This window comes from Methylobacterium haplocladii (assembly GCF_007992175.1).
GTDB lineage: Bacteria > Pseudomonadota > Alphaproteobacteria > Rhizobiales > Beijerinckiaceae > Methylobacterium > Methylobacterium haplocladii.
In genome coordinates this window covers 128070-151917 of the sequence record NZ_BJZT01000008.1, presented here as the reverse complement: position 1 = coordinate 151917, position 23848 = coordinate 128070, and the positions used below count along the sequence as shown (strand labels likewise).

Here is a 23848-nt window from a genome sequence, read left to right as displayed (position 1 = left end):
CTGGAACGTCATACCGGCGCCACCGCCGGCGTATGTTCCAGCATCTCGCGGGTCGTGCGCATCAAGTCGTGGCGGGCCATGTCGTAGGCGAGGTCCACGGCCGCCGCGAAGCCCTGTGCGTTCTCGGATCCGTGGCTCTTGATGACGATGCCCTCCAGGCCGAGGAACACACCGCCGTTGGCGCGGCTCGGGTTCATCTTTTCGCGCAGTGCTCCGAAGGCGGAGCGGGCGAAGAAATACCCGATCTTGGCCGAGAGCGTCCGGCTCATCGCCGACTTCAGATACGTCCCGATCTGCTTGGCCGTTCCCTCGGCGGTCTTCAGGGCGATGTTCCCCGTAAAACCCTCGGTCACGACGACGTCGGTGGTGCCCTTGCCGAGGTCCGACCCCTCGACGAAGCCATAATACGAAAAATTCGAGAGCTCGGTCTCGCGCAGCAGCCGGGCGGCTTCCTTCACCGCCTCGTTGCCCTTCATCTCCTCGGTACCGACGTTGAGGAGGCCGACCGTCGGCTTCTCGATGTCGAGCACGATGCGGGCCATGGCCGAGCCCATCACCGCCATCTCGACGAGGTGCTCGGCATCGGTGCCGATGGTGGCGCCGACATCGAGCACCACGCTCTCGCCGCGCACCGTCGGCCACAGGCAGGCGATGGCCGGCCTCTCGATGCCGGCCATGGTCTTGAGGCAGATCTTCGACATCGCCATCAGCGCGCCGGTGTTGCCGGCCGAGACCGCAGCCTGGGCCTCGCCGTCCTTCACGGCCTGGATCGCCTTCCACATCGAGGACTTGCCGCGGCCGGAGCGCACGGCCTGGCTCGGCTTCTCGTCCATCGCGATGGACATCGTGGTGTGGCGGATCTCGACAGCGCCCGTCAGGCGCGGTTCGGCCTCGACGAGAGGGCGGACGATCGCCTCGTCGCCGAAGATCAGGAAGGTCATGCCGGGATGGCGCTCGCGGGCGATGGCCGCGCCGGGCACGACGGTCGAGGGTCCGTGATCGCCGCCCATGGCGTCGAGCGAGATGCAAACGCTGTTCGACATCGGTTCCGTGATCATCGCCTGTCGCGGAGGGGTCCCTCGCGAGAGGGCGATCGGGCAAGAGTGCGGCGGCGGCGAGGCACCTGCCGGGCGCGGCGCAAAATAGCGATCGGGGGCCGGGGGGCAAACGAATTCTGGCTCTGCGACCCGGGAGGGGCTCAGCCGTCGTTGGCGGGAGCCTTGCGCAGGACGGCGAACGGACCCTCCTCGTCGCCGACCGTCACCGGCTCGAACACCGTGCCGGGCTTCCTCGGAAACGGATCGAGTCCGAGTGCCAGGAACTCGGCGGTGAGCGCGCCGAAATCTACGCGCCCGTTCACGATTGGATCGGGCAGGTCGACGGCCTCGGGGTCCAGGCCGAACGAGGCGGCACCGTCGGAATACGCGACCTCGACCTCTTCGCTGACGGCCGACTCGAACGGTTCGAGGGTGACCGTGCAGACCTGCGTGACCACCGCCTCGACCGTTCCCGTGACTTCGAGGCGCGCCAGCGTGCCGGCGACGCGAAAACGCCCGACGAGATCGCGGACCGCCGGGATCCCAAAATCCGCGGCGAGCGCCGCGCATTCCTCCGGCGTCGCCTCGACGGTGACGCCGTTGCGATCGCCGACGAGGCGGTCGACGCGGATCAGGCGGCTGAGCGGTCCGGGCGACGTGCGCGTCATGCGCTGGCTCCGAAGGGTGTCGTGAGGCGGGCGGCCTGCGGAAACAGCGGGCGGTCCGCGAGAAGGTCGTCGAGGCTCGCGCCGGCCAGGCGGGCATCCGCAGCGACGACGTAGTCGGCGAGCGGTCCGGCCCTCCCGCCGTCGACATCGCCCAGCACGTTGCGGCCGAGCGCCAGCGCCAAGGCAAGCCGGTCGCCGGCATCGAGCGCCGCATCGTAGCCGCCGGCGCGGCCGTAGAAGGCGGAGCCGAGCTTCTTCATGCGCTTGGGCACGCCGACATCGCCGACGCCGAGTTCGCGCAAGGCGGCATCGAACTGCGCGAAGACGGCGTTGACCAGATCCTGTCCGACATCGGCTGCCGGCGGGGGCAGCCGGCGCAGCCGGCGCAGCACGAGATGGACGTGCAGGCAGACCGCCTCGAACCGGCCCTCGACCGTGTCCGGCACGCTCAAGATCCGGAAGAGGCCGGGCGCCCGCGCGGCCTGGTCGATGCGGACATGCAGCCCGGCGATGAGGCGACGGCGCGACTCCGCGCGGCGAAAGAAGCCGAAGATCATGCGATCCACCGCATTGAAAATGCCTGCGGCCAAGCTTGCCTTGTCAAAGCCATAACCCCGCGGTACGGCAACCCCCGTTCCAGGTGCAAGCCCGAAGACGCATGAGAGAAATCGTGCCGCGGGCCCTCCGTTCAGGGATAAAGGGGCTTCGATGTCGCGCCGTCTCGTCTCGTCGCTTGCGCGTGTCAGCGTGCTCGCACTTCTGGGCGCTGGCCTGTCCGGCTGCGTCGGCGAGGAAATCCGCCACGGCTACGTCATCGACCAGGCCGCGCTCGCCACGGTGAAGCCGGGCATGAGCGCGGAGCAGGTGCTCCAGATCCTCGGCTCACCCTCCACCGTGTCCACGGTGGGCAACAAGAGCTGGTACTACATCTCGCAGACATCCAGCCGCACCGTGCTGTTCCTCGGCGAGTCGGTGGAGGACCAGAAGGTCACGGCGGTTTATTACAATCAGGCCTTCAAGGTCGAGCGCGTGGCGCTCTACGGCCTGCAGGACGGCCGCGTGTTCGATTTCATCGAGCGCAAGACCCCGTCGAGCGGTGCCGACCGCGCCTTCCTCGGCCAGCTCTTCCGCGGCCTGACACGCTACGAGCCCTTCGGTTCGGGTGCCGGCTCCTCGGTGGTTCCCGGCGCGAACCGCGGGCAGTAGCAACGGGGGCCGCTGAAAGGCGGCAACCCAGATGCTTCGTCAGCGCGTCCCGAGATATGTTGCGATCTCGCCCGGCGTATCGAACACTATGACGGGCCGGCGCGCTGCGAGCGCATCGGCCCTCGTGTAGCCCCACGCGACGGCCGCATACGCGCATCCGGCCTGTTCCGCGGCATCCCCGTCTCGAATCTCGTCGCCGATGGCGATCGTCTCGGATGGTGCAGCGCCGGCCGCTTTCATGACCACGCGCAGCCGTTTGGCCTTGCCGAATACCGACGCGCCGCAGGCGTAGTGGCGGAAGCGCGCCGCCAGAGCCGGGCCGAGCACTTTGCGGATGTTGGATTCGGTGTTGGAACTGACGACGGCGAGCGTGAGGCCGGCGGCGTCGAGCTCTGCAATCATCGCTTCGACCCCTACGAAGAGCCGGATCGACGCCGCGTCGCGGGCGGCGAGCTTATGCATGTGCCGGGAGATCAGCGGCAGCTTCCAGGCCGGGATTCCGAGATGGCGGATCACCCCGCGGGCATCCATGCCCCTCAGCGTCTCCGCCTCGTGCGCCTCGACCCGGCGGAAGCGGTAGCGGTCGGCGACGTCGTTGATGACGCTCGCGAACCAGTCGTAGGTGTCCGCGAGCGTTCCGTCGAAGTCGAAGACGACGAGCCGGTAGTTGTGAGTGGGCTCGTAGTCCATGGGTTGCCTGTCAGGCCGCCTTGGCTTGCGACAGGGTGGGGTAATCGACGTAGCCCTCGGGGCCCTGGCTGTACCAGGTCTTCATGTCGTCCTTGTTGAGCGGCGCACCCTCGGCGATGCGCTCGGGCAGATCCGGGTTGGCGAGATACGGCCGGCCGAACGCGATGGCGTCGGCCTCGCCGGATTCGACCGCGGCCTGGGCCTTCGGGCCGTCGTAGTCGCAGTTCAGGATGACCGGGCCGCCGAAGGCCTTCTTGATCGTCGGGGCGACGGGGGCGACGGTCGCCTTGCCGAAGGTGCCGTTCGGGCCGGGCTCGCGCAGTTCGATATAGGCGAGGCCGATGCGGGCCATGACCTCGGCGGCGAGCCCGAAGACGGCGTGCGGATCGGAATCGTCGACACCCTGGATCGGGCCGTTCGGCGAGAAGCGGATGCCGGTGCGCTCGGGGCCGACCACGCCGGCCACGGTCTGGGCGATCTTGGTGAGGAGCCGCACGCGGTTCTCGATGGAGCCGCCGTAGCGGTCCGTCCGCTTGTTGGCGCCGTCACGCAGGAATTCGTCGATCAGGTAGCCGTTGGCAGCATGGATCTGCACGCCGTCGAAGCCGGCCGCGACGGCGTTCTTGGCCGCGTTCTCGTAATCGGCGAGCAGGCGGGGAATCTCGTCTTCACGCAGCGCTCGGGCTTCGCCGTAGGGCTTCTTGCCCTCGTAGGTATGGGCTTCGTCCGGCGCGGTCCGGGCGGAGGAGGAGACCGGCGGCTGGCCGCCGAGGAAGTCGGGATGAACGAGGTAGCCCATGTGCCAGAGCTGGAGCGCAATGCGCCCGCCCTTGTCGTGGACCGCCTTCACGATCGGCTTCCAGGCCTCGACCTGCGCCTCGTTCCAGATGCCCGGGGCGTAGGGCCAGCCGAGGCCTTCCTGGCTGATTCCGGTGGCCTCGGTGATGATCAGGCCGGCTCCGGCGCGCTGCGCGTAATACTCCGCCATAATCGGCGTCGGCACGTGCTCGCGGGTCGAGCGGCCGCGGGTCAGCGGCGCCATCAGGATGCGGTTGGGCAGATCGAGAGATCCGAGACGGATCGGGTCGAACAGGGACGGCATGGAAATCCTCATGCGATGGGAGGCCACGGGACTCGTCGAGCCGGGCGGCCGTATGGGGTGGGCTTGAAATGGTTGGGCATCCGGTCGCTGCCAGTGCGCTGCAGCAATCGTGATCGTGCCCTCGTGTGGCAGCGCACGTCGGCGGGCGGCCACGGCCAGTGCTACGGAACGATCAGCATCTTCTCGAAGCAGAGGGCCGCCGTGCCGTCCTGGTAATAGTCGGGCTTGGTCCCGTAATGCCGGTAGCCGCGCCGCTCGTAGAGGCGGATCGCGCCGAGATTGTCGGTGCGGGCCTCGAGCCGCAGCAGGGAGCAGCCCTGCGCCAGCGCTTCGACTTCGACGGCATCGAGCAGCAGGCTGCCGAGCCCTTGCCCCGAGCGCGAAGACGACACCGCGATCGAGGCGAGGCGTGCGATCCGGCTCCCGCGTCGGCGCTCGATCGTGGCGGCGCCGACCAGCACTTCACCCTCGGCATCGTCCGTGACCGCGGCCAGCACGCTCATGGTCGGCGAGCGCAGCGAATAGCGGATCGCACGGCGCGTCGCCCGCTCGTCGACGAAGGAGGCGTTCTCCAGGGCGACGAGGGCGTCGATGTCGGCGGCCACGGCAAGGCGGACCGAGGCCGGGAAGGCCTTCGCCGGCTTGGAGGCGAGAGCGCTCATGCCGCCGTCCACGGATAGGACCAGGTCTCGGACAGCGCCCGTCCGCCCGCGCGCAGATAGACCCGCAGCTCCGTCGAGCCCGGCGCAGCGAGGGCGACGTCCAGCGCCGCACGAAATCCGCCGATATGCGGGTTCGGCGTGATCGAGGTGGCCTGGACGGTCCCGACGGTCGCGCTCGCAACAACCTCGACCTTGGCCGGATCGGGCAGGAAGTAGGCGAGGTCGCCGCCGGTGAAATCGATGAGGAAGCGCCGCTTCAGCCGTGCGGCGACATCGGCCTCGGCCTGCTGGCACGCGCCACTCGCGGTCGCCCGAGCGATGAAGGTCGCTAGCACGCGGGCGTTCGGATGCAGCGCGCCGTCGAGCGTCGCGCGGACGCGATAGGCCAGCCGCACCGGCGCACCCGCCGGATAGGGCGAGGCCGGCCGCCAGAACGCGACGATGTTGTCGGCGGTCTCGTTGTCGGTCGGCAACTCCACGAGCATCACCCTGCCCTCGCCCCACGCGCCCTGCGTTTCCACGAAATAGCTCGGGCGCCGTTCGTAGGAGGCTTCGAGGTCCTGGTAGTCCTCGAAGGCCCGGTCGCGCTGCATCAGCCCGAAGCCCCTCGGGTTGGCGTCGCCGAACGAGGAAATCCGCCGGGCCTGCGGGTTGTCGAGGGGCCGCCAGAGCCACTCGCCGGAGCCGGCAGCGATCTGCAGCCCGTCGGAATCGTGGAGTTCCGGCCGGTAGTCGTCGGCATGGCCGCGATCGGCCTCGCCGATGAAGAACATCGAGGTCAGCGGCGCGAGCCCGACCTGATCGAGGGCTTTTCGCGGGTAGAGCGTCGCGGTCACCGAGACCGTCGTCGCCTCCCCGGGATGCACGACGAAGCGGAAGGCTGCGCTGAGCGACGGGCCGTCGAGCAGCGCATGGATGGTGAGCGCATCGGCATCCTTGGCCGGCACTTCGATCCAGAACGCGCGAAACACCGGAAACTCCTCGGCATCGCCGTCGGTGCCGAGCGCGATGCCGCGCGCCGACAACCCATAGAGTTGGTCGCGGCCGAGGAAGCGAAAGTAGCTGGCGCCGACGAAGACCATGAGTTCGTCGAGCAGGTTCGGCTTGTTCAGCGGCGCGTGGATGCGGATGCCGGCAAAGCCGAGATCGGCCGGCAGCGGCGCGTCGAGCCGGGTCCGGCCGAAATCGAACAGGTCCGGGCTGTAGGCGATCGGGCTCGCCACGCCGTCGCGCACGAGGCTCACCGTGACGGGCCGCGGGTACAGGAAGCCGCGGTGAAACAGCTGCAGGCGGAACGGACCGCCCGCCTCGCCGAGAAACGCGCGGTCCGGCTTGAAGCGGATGTCGCGCCAGGCGTCGTAGTCGAGTGCGGCGAGGGGGGCCGGTAGCGGCGGCACCGTCGCGTCGAACGGCGCCTGCGCCAGCGCCTCGGCCTGCCGCTCGACCGTCTCGAAGCCGAAGCGCGGCGCGGCCTCGCCGGCCCGCGCCGAAAGGACGATCCCCGAGGCCGCGAGCCCGGACACGACGGCGCGGCGCGAAAACCCGGTCATCGAAGCTGCGCCAAGTGTTTCGAACTCCCGAAGGACCCCTCTGCCGCCGCGGCAAAGAGGGGACGCCGGTTCCATGGCCTGCGGCGTGAGGCTTGAAAAGGGCCGCGCGCGGTTCGTGCGGCTTTTTCGCAACGAGCGGGGTTTTGCGGGCCAATACTCGGCATTGCCGGCTATCTTTGGTTGTGGCGCCCAACCCGAAACCGTATATGCGCCTTGCCCAATTTCGCACGTGCCTGTGGCCGCGTGTCGGTTGGTGGGCATCCGGTCAACTGCCGGACAGCCGCCAGGGGTCTTAGGATCGATGGTCGCAAGGGTGGATCCCTACGGCCGGCAATCCAGGTGGCGACACCGGACCCCGACAACAACCGGCAGCCGGAGGCGAAACCGGCGAACCCCGCTCTCCACGGGGGACGCAGCTTAAAGCAACGACGAACGGGCTTTTTTGGTCTCGTCGGCCCTCCAAAGGCCGGCACCGAAGAGGCTTGTTTCTCTTTGCCCGGCGTGCGGTTGGGGTTCCCCCATCCAATCCACGGCAGCTTCCGGGTGCTCTGCGCCCGCCCGCAGCGTCGTGTCTCCACAGCACGATTCTGCGCGCGTCGCATCGCCCCCTGACGCCGGCGGTCCCTCGCGACCGTCATGTTTCGATTGCGCGCCCCACGAAGGGCGCTCGCGAACCTGTGTGGTGGGGACGACCAATGACCGATCGCATCCGCGACTACCTGCGCGCACGCCGCGACCTCGGCCTCGACGAAGGTCCGGTGATGGTGCTCGACCTCGACGTCGTGCGCGACAATTTCTCGAAGTTCGCCCGGGCCCTGCCGGATACCCGCGTGTTCTACGCCGTGAAGGCGAATCCCGCGCCGGAAGTCCTGCGCCTGCTGGCCGAACTCGGGTCATGCTTCGACACGGCTTCGGTCGCCGAGATGGAGATGGTGCTGGCTACCGGCGCCACCGCCGAGCGGATCTCCTACGGCAACACGATCAAGAAGCGGCGCGACATCGTCCGCGCGCTGAGGCTCGGCGTGCGCCTGTTCGCCGTCGACTGCGAGGTCGAGGCCGACAAGATCCTCGCCGCGACGGCGGAGGCCGGCGTGGAGACGGCCGACGTGCAGGTCTTCTGCCGCATCCTCTGCGACGGCGCGGGCGCCGACTGGCCGCTCTCCCGCAAGTTCGGCTGCGAGCCGGAGATGGCGGTGAACGTGCTGGAGCACGCCCACCGTCTCGGCCTGCAGGCCTACGGCGTATCCTTCCATGTCGGCTCGCAGCAGGCCAACACCGAGGCCTGGGACGGAGCGCTCGCCTCCGCCTCCGAGATCTTTCGCGAGTGCGCGCTGCGCGGAATCGGCCTGTCGATGGTCAATCTCGGCGGCGGCTTCCCGACCAAGTACCTCAAGCAGGTCCCGGGTGTGGAGACCTATGGCGACTCGATCTTCCGGGCGCTCACCAAGCATTTCGGCAATCGCATCCCGGAGACGATCATCGAGCCGGGTCGCGGCATGGTCGGCAATGCCGGCGTGATCGAGGCCGAGGTCGTGCTCGTCTCCAAGAAGTCCGAGGCCGAGGACGAGGTCCGATGGGTCTATCTCGACATCGGCAAGTTCGGCGGGCTGGCCGAAACCATGGACGAGTCGATCCGCTACGCGATCCGCACCGACCACGACGAGGACCGCATGGCCCCCTGCGTCGTCGCCGGACCGACCTGCGACTCGGTCGACGTCCTCTACGAGAAGAACCCCTACCCGCTGCCGGTTTCGCTCTCGATCGGCGACAAGGTTCTGATCGAAGGGACGGGTGCCTACACCACGACCTATTCGGCGGTGGCCTTCAACGGCTTCCCGCCCCTCGAGCAGATCGTGATCTGACTTCCTGGGGGGGGCCGGCGCGGAACCGGTGCCGCTTCACCCAAGCTTCATCCGCAATAACGCAAACCACAGCAGTTCCCGGACGCCTGCCGCGCGCGGCAGGTCGCGAGGGCTGATCTTCCCGATTGCCAGGACCTTGGGAGGGTACGGCCGTGATCCAGATCCGTGACGAGATCGCCCCCGACATCGGCGCCCGCGAGCGCCTGCTCGATGTGTGCTTCGGCGCAAACCGCTGGGCCAAAACCTCCGAGCGCCTGCGCGAAGGCCGGTTCCCGGCCGAGGATCTCAGCCTTTCGGCCGAGGACACCCACGGCTGCCTCGTCGGCACCGTCCGGCTTTGGCATGTCGAGGCCGGCCGCGGCTGTCCGGCCCTGCTGCTCGGCCCTCTCGCGGTCGACCCTTCGATGCAGGGCTGCGGCCTCGGGGCGCGGCTGATGCGCGTCGCCCTCGGACAGGCGCGCGTTCTCGGCCACGCCGCCGTGCTGCTCGTCGGCGACGCCCCCTACTACGCCCGCTTCGGCTTCTCGCCGGCGCGCGCCGCCGGGCTGTTCATGCCGGGACCGTTCGAGCGCGCCCGCTTCCTCGGTCTCGACCTCGTGCCCGGCGCGCTCGACGGGGCCAGCGGCATCCTGCAGCCGGCCGGTGCCCTCGTCCGGATCCCGGATCTGGCCGCCGAGACCGTGGTCGACGGCGCGCGACGACAGGCTGCCTGAGTCGGACGCCAGGTAACGGGTTTGTCGAGAGAGGGTGCGGGCATGATCCCGTACCGGCCGATCACGCCGCTTCCGGTCGCCGCGCCACCAGCAGGAGCGAGACGCCCTCGTCGCTGCCGGCTGCCGGCAGCGGCATCACCCGGCTGGCGATGTAGGCCGGGAGGATCGCCAGCAGCGGGCCGACATACGAACCGAAGCCGTGGTGGAAGTGGCGCTGCGTCGCGCGCACCGCACCGAACCGATCGAGCCAGTAGACGAACACGTCGCTGCGCGCCCAGGGGCTGGCTTGCACCTTTGGCACGACGAGGCCGGACCGAAGGGCGAGATCGTTCAAGGCGCGCTCGGTCCACCACGTGAGATGGTGCGGGACCGCATTCGTCAGCCAGTTGGGCACGCGGGTCGGGGCGGACGGCACATGCGGCACCCCGACGACGACCTTGCCGCCAGGGCGTACTGCCCGGGCCATCTCCGCCAAGAGGCCGGCCGGATCCTCCACATGCTCCATGACCTGGAAGGCGCAGGCGACATCGTAGGTGCCCTCATGCGCGACGAGATGATCGGCCAAGCTCTCGGCCCGCGCCCACGGGTTGGTTGCAGGGTCTCCGGCAAAGTGTGGGTCCAGACCGGTGTAGCGCGCATCCGGCACGCGATGGCGGAAGGTTCCGAACCCGCAGCCCACGTCGAGCACCCGATCGCCCGGCCGGATCTCGGCGGCGGCAAGGCCGAACTCCCCGCGGTCGGGATCGCGCAGATACCCCTGCATGCCGCGATTGGCGTAGAACCGGGCGTAGAAATCCGCGTCGCCCGCGAGCATCGGATCGAAGAAATAGAGGCCGGTCGGCGACTCCCACAGGCCGAAACGCCCGACTCCCCTGAAGCTCGGACGCGGGTCGGCCCGGAACAGGATACGCCATAGGGCCGTCAGCAGTCGGGCGTCGATCACCTGAACGCGGCGGATGGCCGGTTCGCCGGTGACGGGACAGCGTGGGACGTGTGGAACGGCGGCAGGCTCGGTCATGCTGCGATCATGGCCTCCACGCAATCCACGGCGGCGGACACGCCGGGCTCACGCATCAGGATTTCGGAAAGGCGCGCCGCCGCATTCGCCATGGCCGCATCGCTGCAGGCCCGAGCGATCCGGCCGGCCAGATCCTCGGCCGTCACCTGTCGGAGCTGGACCGGCGCTTCCGCAGCGCCGAGGGCGGCGACCCGCCGGCCCCAGTAGAGCTGGTCGCCGAGAAGCGGCAGGATCACGCTCGGCCGGCCGGCGCGCAGGGCGGCCGCCGTGGTTCCGGCCCCGCCGTGATGCACCACCGCCCGCACGCGGGGAAACAGGAGAGCGTGATCGGCGTGGCTCGTCACCCGAAGGTTCGGGGGCAGCGCCGCCCAATCCGGCAAACGCAGGCCGCCGGCCCCGACGTTGACGATCGCGCGGCCGCCCCAGATCTCCAGCGCCTTCAGGACGATCGCGGTGTTGCGTTCAGCCCCCCACAGCATCGAACCGAAACCGACATAGACCGGCGCCGGACCGCGCGCGAGGAAGGCTTCCAGATAGTCCTGGAGGGCGCCATTACCGATTGCCTGCGTCCACGGCCCCGTTGCCGTCACCGGCACCGGAAGGTCTCCCGGGTCCGGGCTCAGGGCGGGGCTGTAGGCGCCGAGATGACGAACGCGACGCAGGTGCGCCGTGAGGGGGTTGGCGAAGGTGCGCCAGCCCCGTCCGGCTCCTGCCGCGCGTAGCTTCGGCGCGGCAAAAGCTGCCGCGGAGAGAGGCGACAGCATCCGGAATGTCTCATAGCTCAGACGGTTGCCCAGACGCCCGAGCGGACGACCGCCGAAAATCGAAAGCGGCTCGCTCCAGCTCGGGACCAGGGGCTGGCACATGGCGCGGACCGCCGGAATGCCCTGTTTGAGGGCGGTCTCGGCGGCGAAGTAGGCGAACGGGTTGAATACGACGAGATCGCATCGTTCGACCTCCTCGTGCGTCAGAAGCATCAGGTCGGAGAACCGGCCGAGGAGCGTCCGTCGCAGCGCCAGAAGGCGCGGAATAGCCGACAGGCCCGCCGAAAAGTAATTCTGAAACAGGGCCTCGTGCTGCGGGTCGTCGAGCACCTGTTCGAAGCCGGCTCCGCTATCGACGGGGTCGAGCCCGAAACGTCGGACGGTTCCGTGGTAGTCGCTCACGGTTACGAACCGCACGACATGGCCGCGCGCCTGCAGCGCGGCACCAAGCACGCAGAACGGCAGAACGTCGCCGCGCGTGCCGAAGGTGACGAGGAGGATGCGGCTCACGGAACTCTTGAGGTCGGCGCCGGGTCGCGACCATGCTTCGGTTGGGCGCGCCGTATCTCTTATAGTGAGCTGCCGACGTGCAGGTACAGCGATCACCGGGCATCCGGTGCGCGACCGATGTCTGGGCACAGGTTCAGGGCGAGTCGAAAGGCACGGGCTGAGGCGCCGGCAGGCTTCGACGCTTACGCATTCGCGCCGGCGGGGATCGATGACCGCCAGGAATAGCGTCGCGCGCGAAGTCGACGTGCGAGCCGGAAGGCGTCCAAGACGCGCGGGGGCATGTTGTCAGTGATTTTGGCAATCTCCGGTGAAGGAGAGCGCTTGGGCGTTTCCTGGTGCGGCCGGACCTGAGAGGCCGGTTCGCGAGCTTCAGCCGGGTTCAGCGCGAGCGGTGATTGTAGGGCCAAGCGGTCGAGGAGCTGAACACTTCCGCTTCGTTCGCGCGCTGATTGACGGTACGGACCGAGCGAACGACGGCTGCAGTCTGGCGGGCAGTGAACCGGGCGAAGGCGGCGATCAGGCTGACGATGCCGGGATCGCGATCCAAGGTATCGGATTCGGGCCGGATTTCCTTGACGGTCATTAGACTTAACATGGTGACATTCCCCTTTGAGCGGCACCGCGGGACCATCCCGCCGAGCCCTCTTGTTGCACCGCAATATAAGCGCCGCCGGGGCGCCCGGCACCACGACACTGTCACGCCCGCATTGCAGTGAGATCATGCCGACGCGGTTTCGGCTTCATAGTTCTGCAAGAATGTCATGGTTTGGGCAGTTGACCACGGCAGGACGAGGCGTCATCCGCTCGTCATTTCCCGTCAGCAAGGACGTCGCTCCCCTATCGAGCGACCCATCGAGGAGTGACCGCGCCGTGACAAATGGCACGCAGACCGACTGGCCTGTCTACGGCCACATCACCGGCCCCATCGTCATGATCGGCTTCGGCTCCATCGGGCGGGGCACGTTGCCGATGATCGAGCGCCATTTCGAGTACGACAAGAGCCGCTTCGTGGTCATCGCGCCGGACGACGAGAACCGTCACCTTCTCGATGAGCGCGGCATCCGCTTCATCCAGGAAGCGCTCACGCCTCAGAACTATAGGGAGATCCTCGAACCCCTGCTGACCGTCGGCGGCGGCCAGGGATTTTGCGTGAACCTGTCCTGCGACACCGGCTCGCGCGACATCATGGAATTCTGCTCGAGCCTCGGCGCGCTCTACATCGACACCGTCAACGAGCCCTGGCTCGGCTTCTATTTCGATGAGAGCAAGGGTCCCGGCGAGCGATCGAACTACGCGCTGCGGGAAATGACGCTGGACGCCAAGCGCGCCCGCCTACCCGGCTCGCCGACGGCCGTGTCCTGCTGCGGTGCCAATCCCGGCATGGCGTCCTGGCTCGCCAAGCGGGCGCTGACGAACCTCGCCTCCGACCTGCGCCTCAACGCGACGCAGCCGACGACGCGCGAGGAATGGGCGTCGCTGATGCAGCGCGTCGGCGTCAAGGGCATCCACATCGCCGAGCGCGACACGCAACGCTCGCGCAATCCCAAGCCGCCGAACGTCTTCGTCAACACCTGGTCGGTGGAGGGCTTCATCTCCGAGGGGCTGCAGCCGTCCGAGCTCGGCTGGGGCACGCACGAGACGTGGATGCCGGAGAATGCCCACACTCATGAGACCGGCTCCCAGGCAGCGATCTACCTGATGCAGCCCGGCGCCGAGACCAAGGTGAGAAGCTGGTGCCCGACGCCGGGGCCGCAATACGGCTTCCTGGTGACGCACAACGAGTCGATCTCGATCGCCGACTACTTCACCGTACGCGACGACAGCGGCAGGGCGGTCTACCGGCCGACCTGCCACTACGCCTATCATCCGCCGAACGATGCCGTGCTCTCGCTCCACGAGATGTTCGGTAATGCCGGCCGACCGCAGACCGAGCACCACATCCTCGAGGAGAGCGAGATCGTCGACGGCGTCGACGAATTGGGCGTCCTGCTCTACGGCCACGAGAAGGGCGCCTACTGGTTCGGCTCGCAGCTCGACATCACGGAAACGCGCGCGCTTGCCCCCTACCAGAGCGCGACCGGCCTGCAGGTGACCTCCGCCGTGCTGGCCGGCATGGTCTGGGCGCTGGAGAATCCGCGCGCCGGCATCGTCGAGGTCGAGGAGATGGACGTCGACCGCTGCCTCGAGATCCAGCTTCCCTATCTCGGTCCGGTCAAGGGTTACTACACCGACTGGACGCCCCTCGATGGACGGCCGGGCCTGTTCCCAGAGGACATCGACGAGAGCGACCCCTGGCAGTTCCGCAATATCCTGGTGCGCAGCTGACACGGTAAGCCGCCCGCAACGTCGCGAGCGGCTTCTGGAATGCCACCATCGCGGTCCTCACACGGGAGGCCGCGATGGCCGTTGCCGCACGGGGCGACGCGCGCATGAGCGACGCCGAATACCGGGGCTCGGCCGAGCCCGATAGCGAGCACTGGGAGTTCTGGACGGCGTGCCAGTGCTGATGTCGCCGACGAGCGGACAGCACCAGCGCATCGTCTATGACCCCGAGCGAAAGCCCGGCGATCTTGCCGAACGCGAGGGCTGCAGCGCCCGGCCTCGCCGTGCTCAGCGAAACCAGGGGCGGCTTCGCGCCGATGTCCGACATCGTCGTCCGGTGCGGTCCCCTACCCCGCGACGGCTAAGCTCGCCATCCGCTGCTGGTCGTGGAAGTGCGATCCATCCTCGAAGATGAGCATGGATCGCGGCCGAAAGACCGCCTGCGTCCGGACGGTGCCGTCGCTGCAAACCGTCCTGATCCTCTGTCAGGACGCGACGCGCGTCGAGGTCTGGCGCCGCGAGACTTGGTGGGCGATGCAGAGGCTCGGCCCTGGCGACGATATCGAGTTTCCCGGACGCGGCGGCACGCTTCACGTTACGGATGTCTATGCGCGCGTAACGTTCTGACTCATTATCTGTCCGGATCCGCGTCAAGCTCAGGCCGCCGCCCTTGCCTCATCTCGAAGACTTCTATGCGAACAAGCTGCGCGGTGGCCTCGGGGTGACCGATGCGGAATCCGTGCTCGACCTGCGCGGGGCACCCAGGGTGCAGGCCGAGGCCTCGTTGAACGACATGCTCCAGCGTAGCCGCTTCTCGAAGGGCAAGACCGTCGCGATCCGGTTCGACGCGCCCCCAGAGGGCGGCGGAGAGACGTTGTTCCAGCCGGTCGGGCGCCTGCTGCTCGATGCCAAGCGCCGTGGCTGGATCGAGCGTCTGCAGACTCTTCCGGCCGAGGATGGGCTCGGCTTCTACGTCGCGTTGGCCGGCAAGCCGCAGCGGGAGGCCTGAGCCCGCGTGGCCTGGAGCCGGAACGACAACACCCTCGAATACCTCGCCCGCTTCGGCTACGGCGCCCGCGGCACGGTCTATTGCGTGGTCGGCGGCCTCGCGGTCCTCGCGGCGCTCGGCCGGGGCGGTTCGGCCGGTGACAGCAAGGACGCGCTCCGCTTCGTCCTGGGCGGCCCATTCGGCGCGGTGCTCGTCGGATTCATCGCGCTCGGGCTGCTCGGGTTTGCGTCCTGGCGGCTCGTCGAGGCCATCACCGACGCCGACCGGCGCGGGGCAGCGCCGAAAGCGCTGCTGGTGCGCGGCGGTCATCTGATCAGCGCAGGCGTCTATCTGGCCTTGGCCGTGACCGCCGGCAGCCTCGCCTTCGGGATTGGACGGGCCTCGGCCGGCGGCGACGGCGTGCGCGACTGGACCCGATGGTTGCTGGAACAACCCTTCGGCCCGTGGCTCGTCGGCATCGTCGGGCTGGGCGTCGCCGGCACCGGTATCGGCTATGCGGCCAGGGCCTGGAAGGGCGATGTCGCCGACCGGCTCTCACTACCGGCGGGTGCCGCAGGCCGTTGGGCCTGCCCGGTCGGCCGCTTCGGCTATGCCGCCCGAGGCGTCGCCTTCCTGATCATCGGCGGCTTCATTCTGACGGCAGCCTGGACGCAGGCGTCCTCGGACGCGAAGGGCTTATCAGGCGCTTTCCAGGCGCTTCGGGCTCAGCCCTACGGTTGGGTCCTGCTCGGGATCGTCGCGGCGGGTCATTTCGCCTTCGGCGCCTTCGGTCTGATCCAGGCCCGCTATCGCCGGATCGAGGCGCCGGACCTCGACAAGGCCGACGACGCCCTCGCGAGAGCGGTGCGTGCTCTGACCTGAATCGCCCGCGCGTTGACTTCGGCCGAGGCCGCGTCGATACCGCCAGCGGCCTCGAAAGCACGATGCAGCAGCGTACTCTCAAGACGGCGGTGATGCTCGTCCACGACCTCGTGGCGACCGTCGCGGCCGTGATCCTCACCTTCGTATTCCGCTTCCAAGGCGATCAGCTCGCCGAGCGGATGCACGCGCTCCCCTGGCTGCTGCCGCCGTTCCTGGCCTTTGCCGGAATGGTCTACGGCTGGTTCAAGCTCTACCGGACGAAATGGCGCTTCGCCTCTCTGCCCGATCTGGCCGGAATCGTGCGCGCGGCGAGCGTACTGGCGCTGACGCTGCTGGTTCTCGACTACGTTCTCGTTTCGGAAAACCTCTACGGCTTCTATTTCTTCGGGAAGATTGCCATCGTCCTCTACTGGATGTTGCAGGTCTTCCTGCTCGGAGGCCCGAGGCTTGCCTTCCGCTACCTGAAATACGCCCGCTCGCGGCAGACCCATGCGCGCGCCGCGACGACGCCGACCCTGCTCCTCGGGCGCGGCGCCGACATCGAGACCGTACTGCGTGCGATCGAGTCGGGCTCGGTGCGCCGGCTCTCACCCAAGGGCATCCTCTCGCCGCGCGCCGACGAGGCCGGCCAGATGATGCGCGGCGTGCCCGTGCTCGGCGGCTTCAGGGACCTGGAGCGGGTCATCGCCGACCTCGCCAACCGCGGCATGCCGGTGCGCCGGCTCGTCGCCACACCAAGCGCGCTGGCGCCGGAAGCCGAGCCCGACGACCTCATCGCCCGCGCCCGGCGTCTCGGCCTGCCGCTCGCGCGCGTCACCAGCCTCGGCGAGGGCATGCGCGACGCCGAACTCGCACCGCTGGAGATCGAAGATCTGCTGCTGCGGCCCACCGTGGCGATCGACCGGCCACGGCTGGAGCGCTTTCTCTCCGGCGCCCGCGTCGTCGTGACGGGCGGCGGCGGTTCGATCGGCTCCGAGATCTGTGCTCGCGCTGTCGCCTTCGGCGCGAGCGCTCTGCTCGTGATCGAGAATTCGGAGCCGGCCCTGCACGGCATCCTCAACCACCCGCCAATCCTCAATGCCGACGCTACGGTGACCGGTGCCCTGGCCGATATCCGCGACCGCGAGCGGATGCATGCGCTGCTGGCCGAATTCCGGCCGACCTACGTCTTCCACGCCGCTGCACTGAAGCAGGTGCCCTACCTCGAACGGGACTGGGTGGAAGGCATCAAGACCAACGTGTTCGGCTCGATCAACGTCGCCGACGCGACGGTGGCGGCCGGGGCTCGCGCGCTGGTGATGATCTCGACCGACAAGGCGATCGAGCCGGTCTCGCAGCTCGGCGTCACCAAACGGTTTGCGGAAATGGTGGCCCAGGCGTTGGATGCCGAGCAGACCGGGGCAGAGCCGACACGCCTCATCGCGGTCCGCTTCGGCAACGTGCTCGGCTCGGCCGGCTCTGTGGTGCCGGTGTTCAAGGCGCAGATCGCGCGCGGCGGCCCCGTCACCGTCACGCACGCCGAGATGGTGCGCTACTTCATGACCGTGCGGGAGGCTTGCGATCTCGTGCTGACGGCAGCCTCCCACGCCGATGGCGAGGCGCGCACGATCACGGATGAGGCGTCTGACCAGCGTGCTGCCGTCTATGTGCTCAAGATGGGCCAGCCCGTAAAAATCCGGGAGCTCGCCGAGCGCATGATCCGGCTCGCCGGCTTCGAACCGGGCGAGGACATCGAGATCGCAGTCACCGGCGCGCGGCCGGGAGAGCGGCTCAACGAGATTCTGTTCGCCAAGGAAGAGCCGCGGGTGAGTCTCGCCGGCATTGACGGGGTGATGGCGGCGAAGCCCGTCTTCGCCGATCGCGCCGTTCTGGAAGGCTGGATCGGGAGGCTGGGTGAGGCGGTGGCGCGCGGTGATCGCGCCGCGGCGGAAGCCGTGTTCGAGGAAGCCATCCCGGACTTCCGGCACCGCGACCGCAAGGTTCCGAATGCCGTTCCGGAACCGATCGCGCCGCTGGCTGTACCGTCCGGGGCATTGGAGCCACAGCCCTCGACGGCTTGAGGTTTCGTCTCAGCCCGCGTTGTCTGCCGCGAGCGCCGCAAGACCGTCCTGCGACGCCTGTGACGGCTGCCATCCCAACGCCGCCAGTCCCTCTGCCGTCGCTACGAGCGAACCGGACAAGCGGTCGAAGACCTCCTCGCGCCCGGTCATGCGGCAGGCGAGACCGATCAGCGGCACCGGCACCGGCAGCATTCCGGCCCTGCGGCCGAGCCCGCTGCGGAGGGCCGCGATCATCTGCGGAAGACTCAACGGATCGGGATCGGCGACGATCAACGGCCGGGCGAGCGGTCCCGGGACCTGAAGCACCGTAGCGACCGCGGCCGACAGGCTCTCGACGGAAACGAGAGAGCGCCGCCCCGACAAGCTCGCGAGCGGCAGCGGGTATGGCGAGCGGGCAAGCCGCATCAGCGCCGCCATGTTGCCCTTCACGCCGGCGCCGTAGACCAGCACCGGGCGCAGGGCGACCCAGTCGAGCCCCGTTTCGGCGAGCGCCTGTTCGGCTGCGAGCTTCGAACGGCCGTAGGCATCGGTCGGGGCGGGGTGATCGGTCTCGCGAACCGGGGACGGTGCGCTCGGTCCGGTCTGTGCCCGGATCGAGGATAGGAAGACGAAGCGGCGCACCTTCGCGCGCTCCGCGGCGTCGGCGAGGCGCTTCGTGGCCTCGGTGTTGGAACTGCGGAAATCGTCTTCCGGCGCGCCCGACATGGCGTGGGCGAGACCGGCGGAATGGACCACGGCATCGACGCCCGAGAGCGCCGCAGCCATGTTGATCGGCCGCGCGAGATCGCCGACGACGGCGCTACTCGCCCCGTCCGGTACCGCGACGGGGCGGCGCAGCAGAACCCGCACACGAAAGCCCCGTGCCGACAGTGCGGTCAGTAGGTGTCGTCCGATGAAGCCGGTCGCGCCGGTGAGCGCAATCAGAGGTCCGCTCACGATGCCGACGCTCCTCTCTCGGTTCGCGCCGTCTCAGACCCGGTACGCGGCGTGTTGAAACGGCGCAGGAGCACGACGACGAGGCCGCTCCCCGCGGCAAGGGCCGCGACGGTGACGGGCCAATTCGGCCAAAGCAAGCTCGAGGCAGCGAGCACGGCAAGCATCAGGCTGACGCCGAAGACCGACCCCACCACCTCCGGCACCGAGAAGCCGTTGACCGTGGCGACCTGGTAGAAGTGGCTGCGATGCGCCTGCCAGACCTTCTCGCCGCGCTTGAGCCGCCAAAGCAGGGTCAGCGTGGCGTCCGCGACCGGATAGAGCGGCAGGAGCAGCGCCGCGGCGGATCCACCTTCGAGCGCGAGACGATAGAGCAGCCACGCGATGAACAGCCCGACCGGGAGCGAGCCGACATCGCCCATGAACAGTCGCGCCACCGGCCGGTTGAACGGCGCAAATCCCAAAAACCCGCCGAGCAGGGCAGCTGCGACGAGCGTGGGCAGGACCGGCAGCAGGCCAGAGTAGCCGAGCAGCACGAGCACGACCGTCACCGGAACCATGCCGGCGAGGGTCATCCAGTCGAGCCCGTCGGTGAAGTTGATCAGGTTCACGAACCAGAGCCCGGCGAAGATTTCGATGCCGCGCTCCAGAACGAGCGGCATCGCGGGCCAGAGCCGGCCGCCGGTGGCGACGATGACCGCCGTGACCGCTGCGACCTGGAGCCCGAGTCGGATCGAAACCCGCAGTGGCTTTACGTCGTCGCGGCCGCCGACGACGGCGAGAGCGATCACGGACAGCATCAGCACGACAGCCTCGTTCGATGGCAACGCCTGCGTGTCGGCGATGAGAAGGGCCGTGCTCACCGCGACCGTCGCGGCAATGATCGCAACGCCTCCACCCTGGGGTGTCGGGACGGCGTGGCTGGAGCGGGCGTTCGGGCGGGCCAGCGCATAGCGCCGCAGCCATGGCATCAACAGGACGATCAGCACGGCGCTCGTCACCGCCGCGAGCAGCACGGCGAGGAGGGGGACAAGGTTGGCGGGCGATGGGCTCATGCAACCGGCTTTAGCGGTTTGCCGCTTGCGGCGGGAGAGGACGCAAGGGCCAAGGCACTTTGCCAAAGGGCACCCCCGGCTTGTTTTGGCCGCAAATCCGCGCGACCCGTCTTCGGGTGTCGCGGCATTTGAGCGGTGGGCACTCCCGCGCCGTGGGGCTCGCCGCCTTGCCCGGGGAATGCCACGCCGATACCAGTTGTCCGGCTCGCTCGATCCCGTGCCACGGTCGTAAAGTGCACCTCACAAGACCCCCGACCACAGGGAGTTCTCTCTCTGGCTCCGACGGTACAGCGGGAGTGGCGTGAGAGACACTGAAGACGGCCCGCAAGAAAACGTCCCGTTGCGCCAGATCCCCCTCGTCCTCGTATTACTGTCGGCGCTCCTGGGCGCCCTCGGAATCAGCCTGCCCGCGCAGGCGGTCGAGGCCGTACGCGTCAAACTCGACGCGCCGGCCATCGACCTGACGCCGACGATCGAGCGCTATCGCTCGGACGGTGACCTGATCCAGATCTCGACGGCGCCGGGCAAGGACGGGATCGTGCGCCGCATCGTGGTGAAGGCCCGCGAGACCGGCGCGCGGCCGGACTGGATGGTGTTTGCGCTCACCAACGACACCGACGAGCAGATCGACCGGCTGCTGGTGGCCCCGCATTTCCGGCTCGTCGGCTCGGGTGTGGTCTGGCCTGATCTCGGTGGCTCCCGCATCGCAGCGATCACGGCGAGCGAGGGCATCCGCCCCGACCGCGACGAGAGCACCGACGCCGACCAGTTCCTGATCACCCTCGATCCCGGCACCACGATCACCTACGTGGCCGAGTTGAAGGGGCCGAACATCCCGCAGGTCTATCTTTGGGATCAGGACGCCTATCGCAAGAAGACCAGCGGCCTGACCCTCTACGAGGGCATCATCATCGGCATCGCCGGCCTGCTGGCGCTGTTCCTGACGATCATCTTCGTCGTGAAGGGTGCGATCATCTTCCCGGCCGCCGCCGCCCTGGCCTGGGCGGTGCTCGCCTATGCCTGCATCGATTTCGGATTCTTCCAGCGTATCTTTCCGACGACCGAGGTGGTCGAGCGGGTCTACCGGGCCTCGGCCGAGGCTGTGCTCGGGGCAACGCTGCTCGTCTTCCTGTTCGCCTATCTTAACCTGTCGCGCTGGCACGTGCGCTACAGCCACGTCGCCTTCTTCTGGCTGGCTTTTCTCGCCGGGCTCGTCGGGCTCGCGGCCTTCGACCCGCCGGTGGCGGCGGGGGTGGCGCGCATCTCGATCGCGGCAGTGGCCGGCGTCGGCCTGCTGCTGATCCTCTATCTCGCGGTCCATAACGGCTACGACCGTGCCATCCTGCTGATCCCGACCTGGCTTCTGCTGCTGTTCTGGGTGGTCGCCGCGGCTTTCACCGTCACCGGCCAGATCGGTTCGGATCTGGTCCAGCCGGCGCTGATCGGCGGCCTCGTGCTCATCGTAATGCTGATCGGCTTCACGGTGATGCAGCACGCCTTCGCCGGCAGCGGCATGAGCCATGCCCTCGTCTCCGACACCGAGCGCCGGGCGCTTGCGCTGACCGGCGCCGGTGACGTCGTCTTCGACTGGGATGTGCCGGGTGACCGCGTGTTCGCGGGCCAGGAGATCGAGAGTCAGCTCGGACTGAAGCGCGGGGCGCTCGAAGGCCCTGCAGCGAACTGGCTCGGTCTGCTGCACCCCTTCGACGTCGAGCGCTACTCGGCGGCACTCGATACGGTGATCGAAGAGCGGCGCGGACGCATCCTGCATGATTTCCGCCTGCGCTCCTCCGCCGGGCCGTATTATTGGTACCGCCTCAAAGCTCGGCCGGTGATCGGTACCGACGGCGAAGTGGTGCGCATCGTCGGCACCATCGCCGACGTGACCGAGAGCAAGACTGCCGAGGAGCGGCTTCTGCACGATGCGGTCCACGACAGCCTCACCGGCCTGCCGAACCGTGAGCTCTTCTACGACCGGCTCGATGCGGCCCTGGCGCTCGCGGGACAGGACCAGCGCCTGAAACCGGCGGTGATCGTTCTCGACATCGATCGCTTCAAGGCGATCAACGATGCCGTCGGCCTCTCGGCCGGCGACTCGATTTTGCTGACGCTCTCCCGCCGCCTGGGGCGGCTGCTGCGGCCGCAGGATACACTCTCGCGGGTCGCCGGCGACGAGTTCGCGGTGATCCTCCAATCCGAGCGTGATCCCGACCGTATCCTCTCCTTTGCGGAGATGATCCGCCGGGCCATCGCCACGCCGGTGACCTATGCCGACCGAGAGGTGTTTCTCACCGTCTCCGTCGGCATCGCACTCTACGAGGGCGGACAAGGGAACGCGGCGCCCAAGCGCGAGGACGTATTTAAGAACGCCGAGATGGCGATGATCCAGGCCAAGCGCGGCGGCGGCGACCGCACCGACGTCTTCCGCGCCGCCATGCGCAGCGAGCGTTCGGACCGGCTGATGCTGGAAAGCGACCTGCGCAAGTCGCTGGAACGCGGCGAGATGAAGGTCCTGTTCCAGCCGATCGTGCGGCTGGAGGATCGGACGGTCGCCGGCTTCGAGACGATCCTGCGCTGGGATCATCCCAAACTCGGCCGCATTCCGCCCTCGACCTTCATGCCGGTGGCCGAGGAGACGGGCTTCGTCGTCAACCTCGGCAATTTCGCCATCGAGCGTACGGCGCTGGAACTGGCGGCGTGGCAACGATCGCTCGAAGTCGAGCCGCCGATCTTCGCGACCGTCAACATCTCGTCCCGTCAGCTTCTCCGGCACGACCTCCTGCACGACGTGAAGACGGTGTTGGCGCGCTCCGGCGTGTTGCCCGGTTCGCTCAAGCTGGAACTGACCGAGAGCCTGGTGATGGAGAACCCGGAATACGCCGCCCAGATGCTGGCGCGGATCCACGATCTCGGTGCGGGCCTGTCGCTCGACGATTTCGGGACCGGATACTCGGCGCTGTCCTACCTGCAGCGCTTCCCCTTCGATACGATCAAGATCGACAACACCTTCGTCCGGCAGATGGGCTCCGGGCGCACGGCGATCCTGCGTTCCATCGTCAAGATGGGCCAGGAACTCGGCCTCGCCATCGTTGCCGAGGGCGCGGAATCCGAGGCCGACGCGCAGGGGCTGCAGGATGTCGGCTGCGACTACGCGCAGGGCGCCGCCTTCGGTGAACCCATGACGGTCCTGCAGGCGCGTCAACTCGTCGGAGCCGCGCCGGAAGCGGCCTGATCAGGCCTGTTCGCAGAGGTCGCGCAGCGCATCGACGAGGCGGTCTGCCCGGACGGGCTTGCGATGGATCGGGATGTCCGGCCATTGCAGCCGCATCGCCCGGGGTAACGTTCCGGCCGTGCAGACCAGGATCGGCACGCCGGTGGCGACCAAGCGTTCCGCGACAGGCGTCGCCTCGCCATCGGCAAGGTTCAGATCGAGGATTGCCGCATCGACTGCTTCGCTGTCGAGCACGCGCAGGGCCTCGCGATTGGTCCGGAACGGACCCACCACGCTGCCATGACTTCTCTCGACGATGTCGGTCAGTTCGATCGCAAGCAGTGCTTCGTCTTCGACGATGAGAACCCGCCGTCCGTACAACATTGAGCGCTCCCCGGCGCACGACGATGCGCCAAGCCAGAGGTGTTCGAAAAAACGCGGGAACGCGAGAAAGCCTTCGTCGAGGCAGACATCGACGCGACGCTTCGAAGAGAGATCGAACTCTCGAAGCAGTTCGTGATCACAGAATGAAGCTTGACGGCAGGCTCGTCAACAACTTGCTAGCTGCGAAAATCAACTTGGCGGCGACGCCCGATGAACTGTCGGGTGTCCGCC

22 protein-coding genes are annotated in these 23848 nt (G+C 68.2%); 9 read left to right on the top strand and 13 right to left on the bottom strand.

Annotated elements, in window-relative coordinates; genetic code table 11:
- Window positions 1-8: 8 nt before the first annotated feature.
- The 3 genes from plsX to MHA02_RS05465 form a co-directional block, all read right to left on the bottom strand.
- Window positions 9-1043 (bottom strand): phosphate acyltransferase PlsX, encoded by a 1035-nt coding sequence (gene plsX / locus MHA02_RS05475; protein ID WP_147077349.1) that lies wholly within the window; start codon window positions 1041-1043, stop codon window positions 9-11.
- Window positions 1044-1198: 155 nt separating this feature from the next.
- Window positions 1199-1705 (bottom strand): YceD family protein, encoded by a 507-nt coding sequence (locus MHA02_RS05470; RefSeq protein ID WP_147077347.1) that lies wholly within the window; start codon window positions 1703-1705, stop codon window positions 1199-1201.
- The gene (locus MHA02_RS05465; protein ID WP_147077388.1) at window positions 1702-2262 is read right to left on the bottom strand and encodes a ubiquinol-cytochrome C chaperone family protein; all 561 of its coding nucleotides are present in this window, start codon (window positions 2260-2262) and stop codon (window positions 1702-1704) included. Before MHA02_RS05465 ends, MHA02_RS05470 begins: the two co-directional genes overlap by 4 nt.
- A gap of 151 nt (window positions 2263-2413) precedes the next feature.
- Here MHA02_RS05465 and MHA02_RS05460 point away from each other — a divergent pair, with 151 nt between their 5' ends.
- Window positions 2414-2911 carry an outer membrane protein assembly factor BamE gene (locus MHA02_RS05460; protein WP_147077345.1) on the top strand — a complete coding sequence of 166 codons (498 nt, stop codon included), beginning with the start codon at window positions 2414-2416 and terminating at the stop codon, window positions 2909-2911.
- Between the two features lie 39 nt (window positions 2912-2950).
- On the opposite strand, the gene MHA02_RS05455 is transcribed toward MHA02_RS05460, so the two are convergent.
- From MHA02_RS05455 to MHA02_RS05440, 4 genes are all read right to left on the bottom strand, one after another.
- Entirely contained in the window at window positions 2951-3601 is a 651-nt protein-coding gene (locus MHA02_RS05455; protein ID WP_147077343.1) for an HAD hydrolase-like protein, read from the bottom strand.
- Window positions 3602-3611: 10 nt separating this feature from the next.
- Complete coding sequence (locus MHA02_RS05450) at window positions 3612-4703, bottom strand: alkene reductase (protein WP_147077341.1); 1092 nt, start codon at window positions 4701-4703, stop codon at window positions 3612-3614.
- A 161-nt stretch (window positions 4704-4864) separates the two neighbouring features.
- Window positions 4865-5365, bottom strand: coding sequence for a GNAT family N-acetyltransferase (locus MHA02_RS05445; protein WP_147077339.1), 501 nt, complete (start codon window positions 5363-5365; stop codon window positions 4865-4867).
- Window positions 5362-6915: a glucan biosynthesis protein G gene (locus tag MHA02_RS05440; protein ID WP_147077337.1), complete on the bottom strand. Its 1554-nt coding sequence runs from the start codon at window positions 6913-6915 to the stop codon at window positions 5362-5364. Before MHA02_RS05440 ends, MHA02_RS05445 begins: the two co-directional genes overlap by 4 nt.
- A gap of 695 nt (window positions 6916-7610) precedes the next feature.
- Here MHA02_RS05440 and MHA02_RS05435 point away from each other — a divergent pair.
- Together MHA02_RS05435 and MHA02_RS05430 are read left to right on the top strand one after the other, a co-directional pair.
- Window positions 7611-8777 carry a type III PLP-dependent enzyme gene (locus MHA02_RS05435; protein WP_147077335.1) on the top strand — a complete coding sequence of 389 codons (1167 nt, stop codon included), beginning with the start codon at window positions 7611-7613 and terminating at the stop codon, window positions 8775-8777.
- Between the two features lie 152 nt (window positions 8778-8929).
- Window positions 8930-9490 (top strand): GNAT family N-acetyltransferase, encoded by a 561-nt coding sequence (locus MHA02_RS05430; protein WP_147077333.1) that lies wholly within the window; start codon window positions 8930-8932, stop codon window positions 9488-9490.
- Window positions 9491-9551: 61 nt separating this feature from the next.
- On the opposite strand, the gene MHA02_RS05425 is transcribed toward MHA02_RS05430, so the two are convergent.
- The 3 genes from MHA02_RS05425 to MHA02_RS05415 form a co-directional block, all read right to left on the bottom strand.
- The gene (locus tag MHA02_RS05425) at window positions 9552-10508 is read right to left on the bottom strand and encodes a class I SAM-dependent methyltransferase (RefSeq protein ID WP_147077331.1); all 957 of its coding nucleotides are present in this window, start codon (window positions 10506-10508) and stop codon (window positions 9552-9554) included.
- Window positions 10505-11782, bottom strand: a complete 1278-nt coding sequence (locus tag MHA02_RS05420) for a glycosyltransferase (RefSeq protein ID WP_147077329.1) — start codon at window positions 11780-11782, stop codon at window positions 10505-10507. Before MHA02_RS05420 ends, MHA02_RS05425 begins: the two co-directional genes overlap by 4 nt.
- Window positions 11783-12161: 379 nt before the next feature.
- The gene (locus MHA02_RS05415; RefSeq protein WP_170249041.1) at window positions 12162-12377 is read right to left on the bottom strand and encodes a hypothetical protein; all 216 of its coding nucleotides are present in this window, start codon (window positions 12375-12377) and stop codon (window positions 12162-12164) included.
- Between the two features lie 335 nt (window positions 12378-12712).
- Here MHA02_RS05415 and MHA02_RS05410 point away from each other — a divergent pair, with 335 nt between their 5' ends.
- The 5 genes from MHA02_RS05410 (at window position 12713) to MHA02_RS05390 (ending at window position 18034) form a co-directional block, all read left to right on the top strand.
- Complete coding sequence (locus MHA02_RS05410) at window positions 12713-14107, top strand: homospermidine synthase (protein ID WP_147077386.1); 1395 nt, start codon at window positions 12713-12715, stop codon at window positions 14105-14107.
- Between the two features lie 414 nt (window positions 14108-14521).
- Window positions 14522-14731, top strand: a complete 210-nt coding sequence (locus MHA02_RS22890; RefSeq protein WP_306469028.1) for a hypothetical protein — start codon at window positions 14522-14524, stop codon at window positions 14729-14731.
- 43 nt (window positions 14732-14774) lie between these two features.
- Complete coding sequence (locus MHA02_RS05400; RefSeq protein ID WP_147077325.1) at window positions 14775-15113, top strand: hypothetical protein; 339 nt, start codon at window positions 14775-14777, stop codon at window positions 15111-15113.
- 6 nt (window positions 15114-15119) lie between these two features.
- The gene (locus tag MHA02_RS05395) at window positions 15120-15974 is read left to right on the top strand and encodes a DUF1206 domain-containing protein (RefSeq protein ID WP_147077323.1); all 855 of its coding nucleotides are present in this window, start codon (window positions 15120-15122) and stop codon (window positions 15972-15974) included.
- Window positions 15975-16036: 62 nt separating this feature from the next.
- Entirely contained in the window at window positions 16037-18034 is a 1998-nt protein-coding gene (locus MHA02_RS05390; RefSeq protein WP_147077321.1) for a polysaccharide biosynthesis protein, read from the top strand.
- 9 nt (window positions 18035-18043) lie between these two features.
- Here MHA02_RS05390 and MHA02_RS05385 read toward each other — a convergent pair whose 3' ends face one another.
- Both MHA02_RS05385 and MHA02_RS05380 read right to left on the bottom strand, forming a co-directional pair.
- A complete protein-coding gene (locus MHA02_RS05385) occupies window positions 18044-18970 on the bottom strand; it encodes an NAD-dependent epimerase/dehydratase family protein (RefSeq protein ID WP_147077319.1) in 927 nt (308 codons plus the stop codon).
- Window positions 18967-20022: an MraY family glycosyltransferase gene (locus tag MHA02_RS05380; RefSeq protein ID WP_147077317.1), complete on the bottom strand. Its 1056-nt coding sequence runs from the start codon at window positions 20020-20022 to the stop codon at window positions 18967-18969. Before MHA02_RS05380 ends, MHA02_RS05385 begins: the two co-directional genes overlap by 4 nt.
- Before the next feature lie 340 nt (window positions 20023-20362).
- Between MHA02_RS05380 and MHA02_RS05375 the strand changes: the two genes are divergently transcribed.
- The gene (locus tag MHA02_RS05375) at window positions 20363-23254 is read left to right on the top strand and encodes an EAL domain-containing protein (protein ID WP_147077315.1); all 2892 of its coding nucleotides are present in this window, start codon (window positions 20363-20365) and stop codon (window positions 23252-23254) included.
- On the opposite strand, the gene MHA02_RS05370 is transcribed toward MHA02_RS05375, so the two are convergent.
- Complete coding sequence (locus tag MHA02_RS05370; RefSeq protein WP_147077313.1) at window positions 23255-23617, bottom strand: response regulator; 363 nt, start codon at window positions 23615-23617, stop codon at window positions 23255-23257.
- Window positions 23618-23848: the final 231 nt, after the last annotated feature.

Excerpts from the sequence above, each read along its gene's own strand:
- MHA02_RS05435 (WP_147077335.1), top strand. The coding sequence starts at position 7,611 with ATGACCGATCGCATCCGCGACTACCTGCGCGCACGCCGCGACCTCGGC.
- MHA02_RS05410 (WP_147077386.1), top strand. The coding sequence starts at position 12,713 with ATGATCGGCTTCGGCTCCATCGGGCGGGGCACGTTGCCGATGATCGAG.
- plsX (WP_147077349.1), bottom strand. The coding sequence starts at position 1,043 with ATGTCGAACAGCGTTTGCATCTCGCTCGACGCCATGGGCGGCGATCAC.
- MHA02_RS05445 (WP_147077339.1), bottom strand. The coding sequence starts at position 5,365 with ATGAGCGCTCTCGCCTCCAAGCCGGCGAAGGCCTTCCCGGCCTCGGTC.
- MHA02_RS05455 (WP_147077343.1), bottom strand. The coding sequence starts at position 3,601 with ATGGACTACGAGCCCACTCACAACTACCGGCTCGTCGTCTTCGACTTC.
- MHA02_RS05470 (WP_147077347.1), bottom strand. The coding sequence starts at position 1,705 with ATGACGCGCACGTCGCCCGGACCGCTCAGCCGCCTGATCCGCGTCGAC.
- MHA02_RS05460 (WP_147077345.1), top strand. The coding sequence starts at position 2,414 with ATGTCGCGCCGTCTCGTCTCGTCGCTTGCGCGTGTCAGCGTGCTCGCA.
- MHA02_RS05440 (WP_147077337.1), bottom strand. The coding sequence starts at position 6,915 with ATGACCGGGTTTTCGCGCCGCGCCGTCGTGTCCGGGCTCGCGGCCTCG.
- MHA02_RS05425 (WP_147077331.1), bottom strand. The coding sequence starts at position 10,508 with ATGACCGAGCCTGCCGCCGTTCCACACGTCCCACGCTGTCCCGTCACC.
- MHA02_RS05380 (WP_147077317.1), bottom strand. The coding sequence starts at position 20,022 with ATGAGCCCATCGCCCGCCAACCTTGTCCCCCTCCTCGCCGTGCTGCTC.
- MHA02_RS05465 (WP_147077388.1), bottom strand. The coding sequence starts at position 2,262 with ATGATCTTCGGCTTCTTTCGCCGCGCGGAGTCGCGCCGTCGCCTCATC.
- MHA02_RS05450 (WP_147077341.1), bottom strand. The coding sequence starts at position 4,703 with ATGCCGTCCCTGTTCGACCCGATCCGTCTCGGATCTCTCGATCTGCCC.
- MHA02_RS05415 (WP_170249041.1), bottom strand. The coding sequence starts at position 12,377 with ATGTTAAGTCTAATGACCGTCAAGGAAATCCGGCCCGAATCCGATACC.
- MHA02_RS22890 (WP_306469028.1), top strand. The coding sequence starts at position 14,522 with ATGGATCGCGGCCGAAAGACCGCCTGCGTCCGGACGGTGCCGTCGCTG.
- MHA02_RS05370 (WP_147077313.1), bottom strand. The coding sequence starts at position 23,617 with ATGTTGTACGGACGGCGGGTTCTCATCGTCGAAGACGAAGCACTGCTT.
- MHA02_RS05390 (WP_147077321.1), top strand. The coding sequence starts at position 16,037 with ATGCAGCAGCGTACTCTCAAGACGGCGGTGATGCTCGTCCACGACCTC.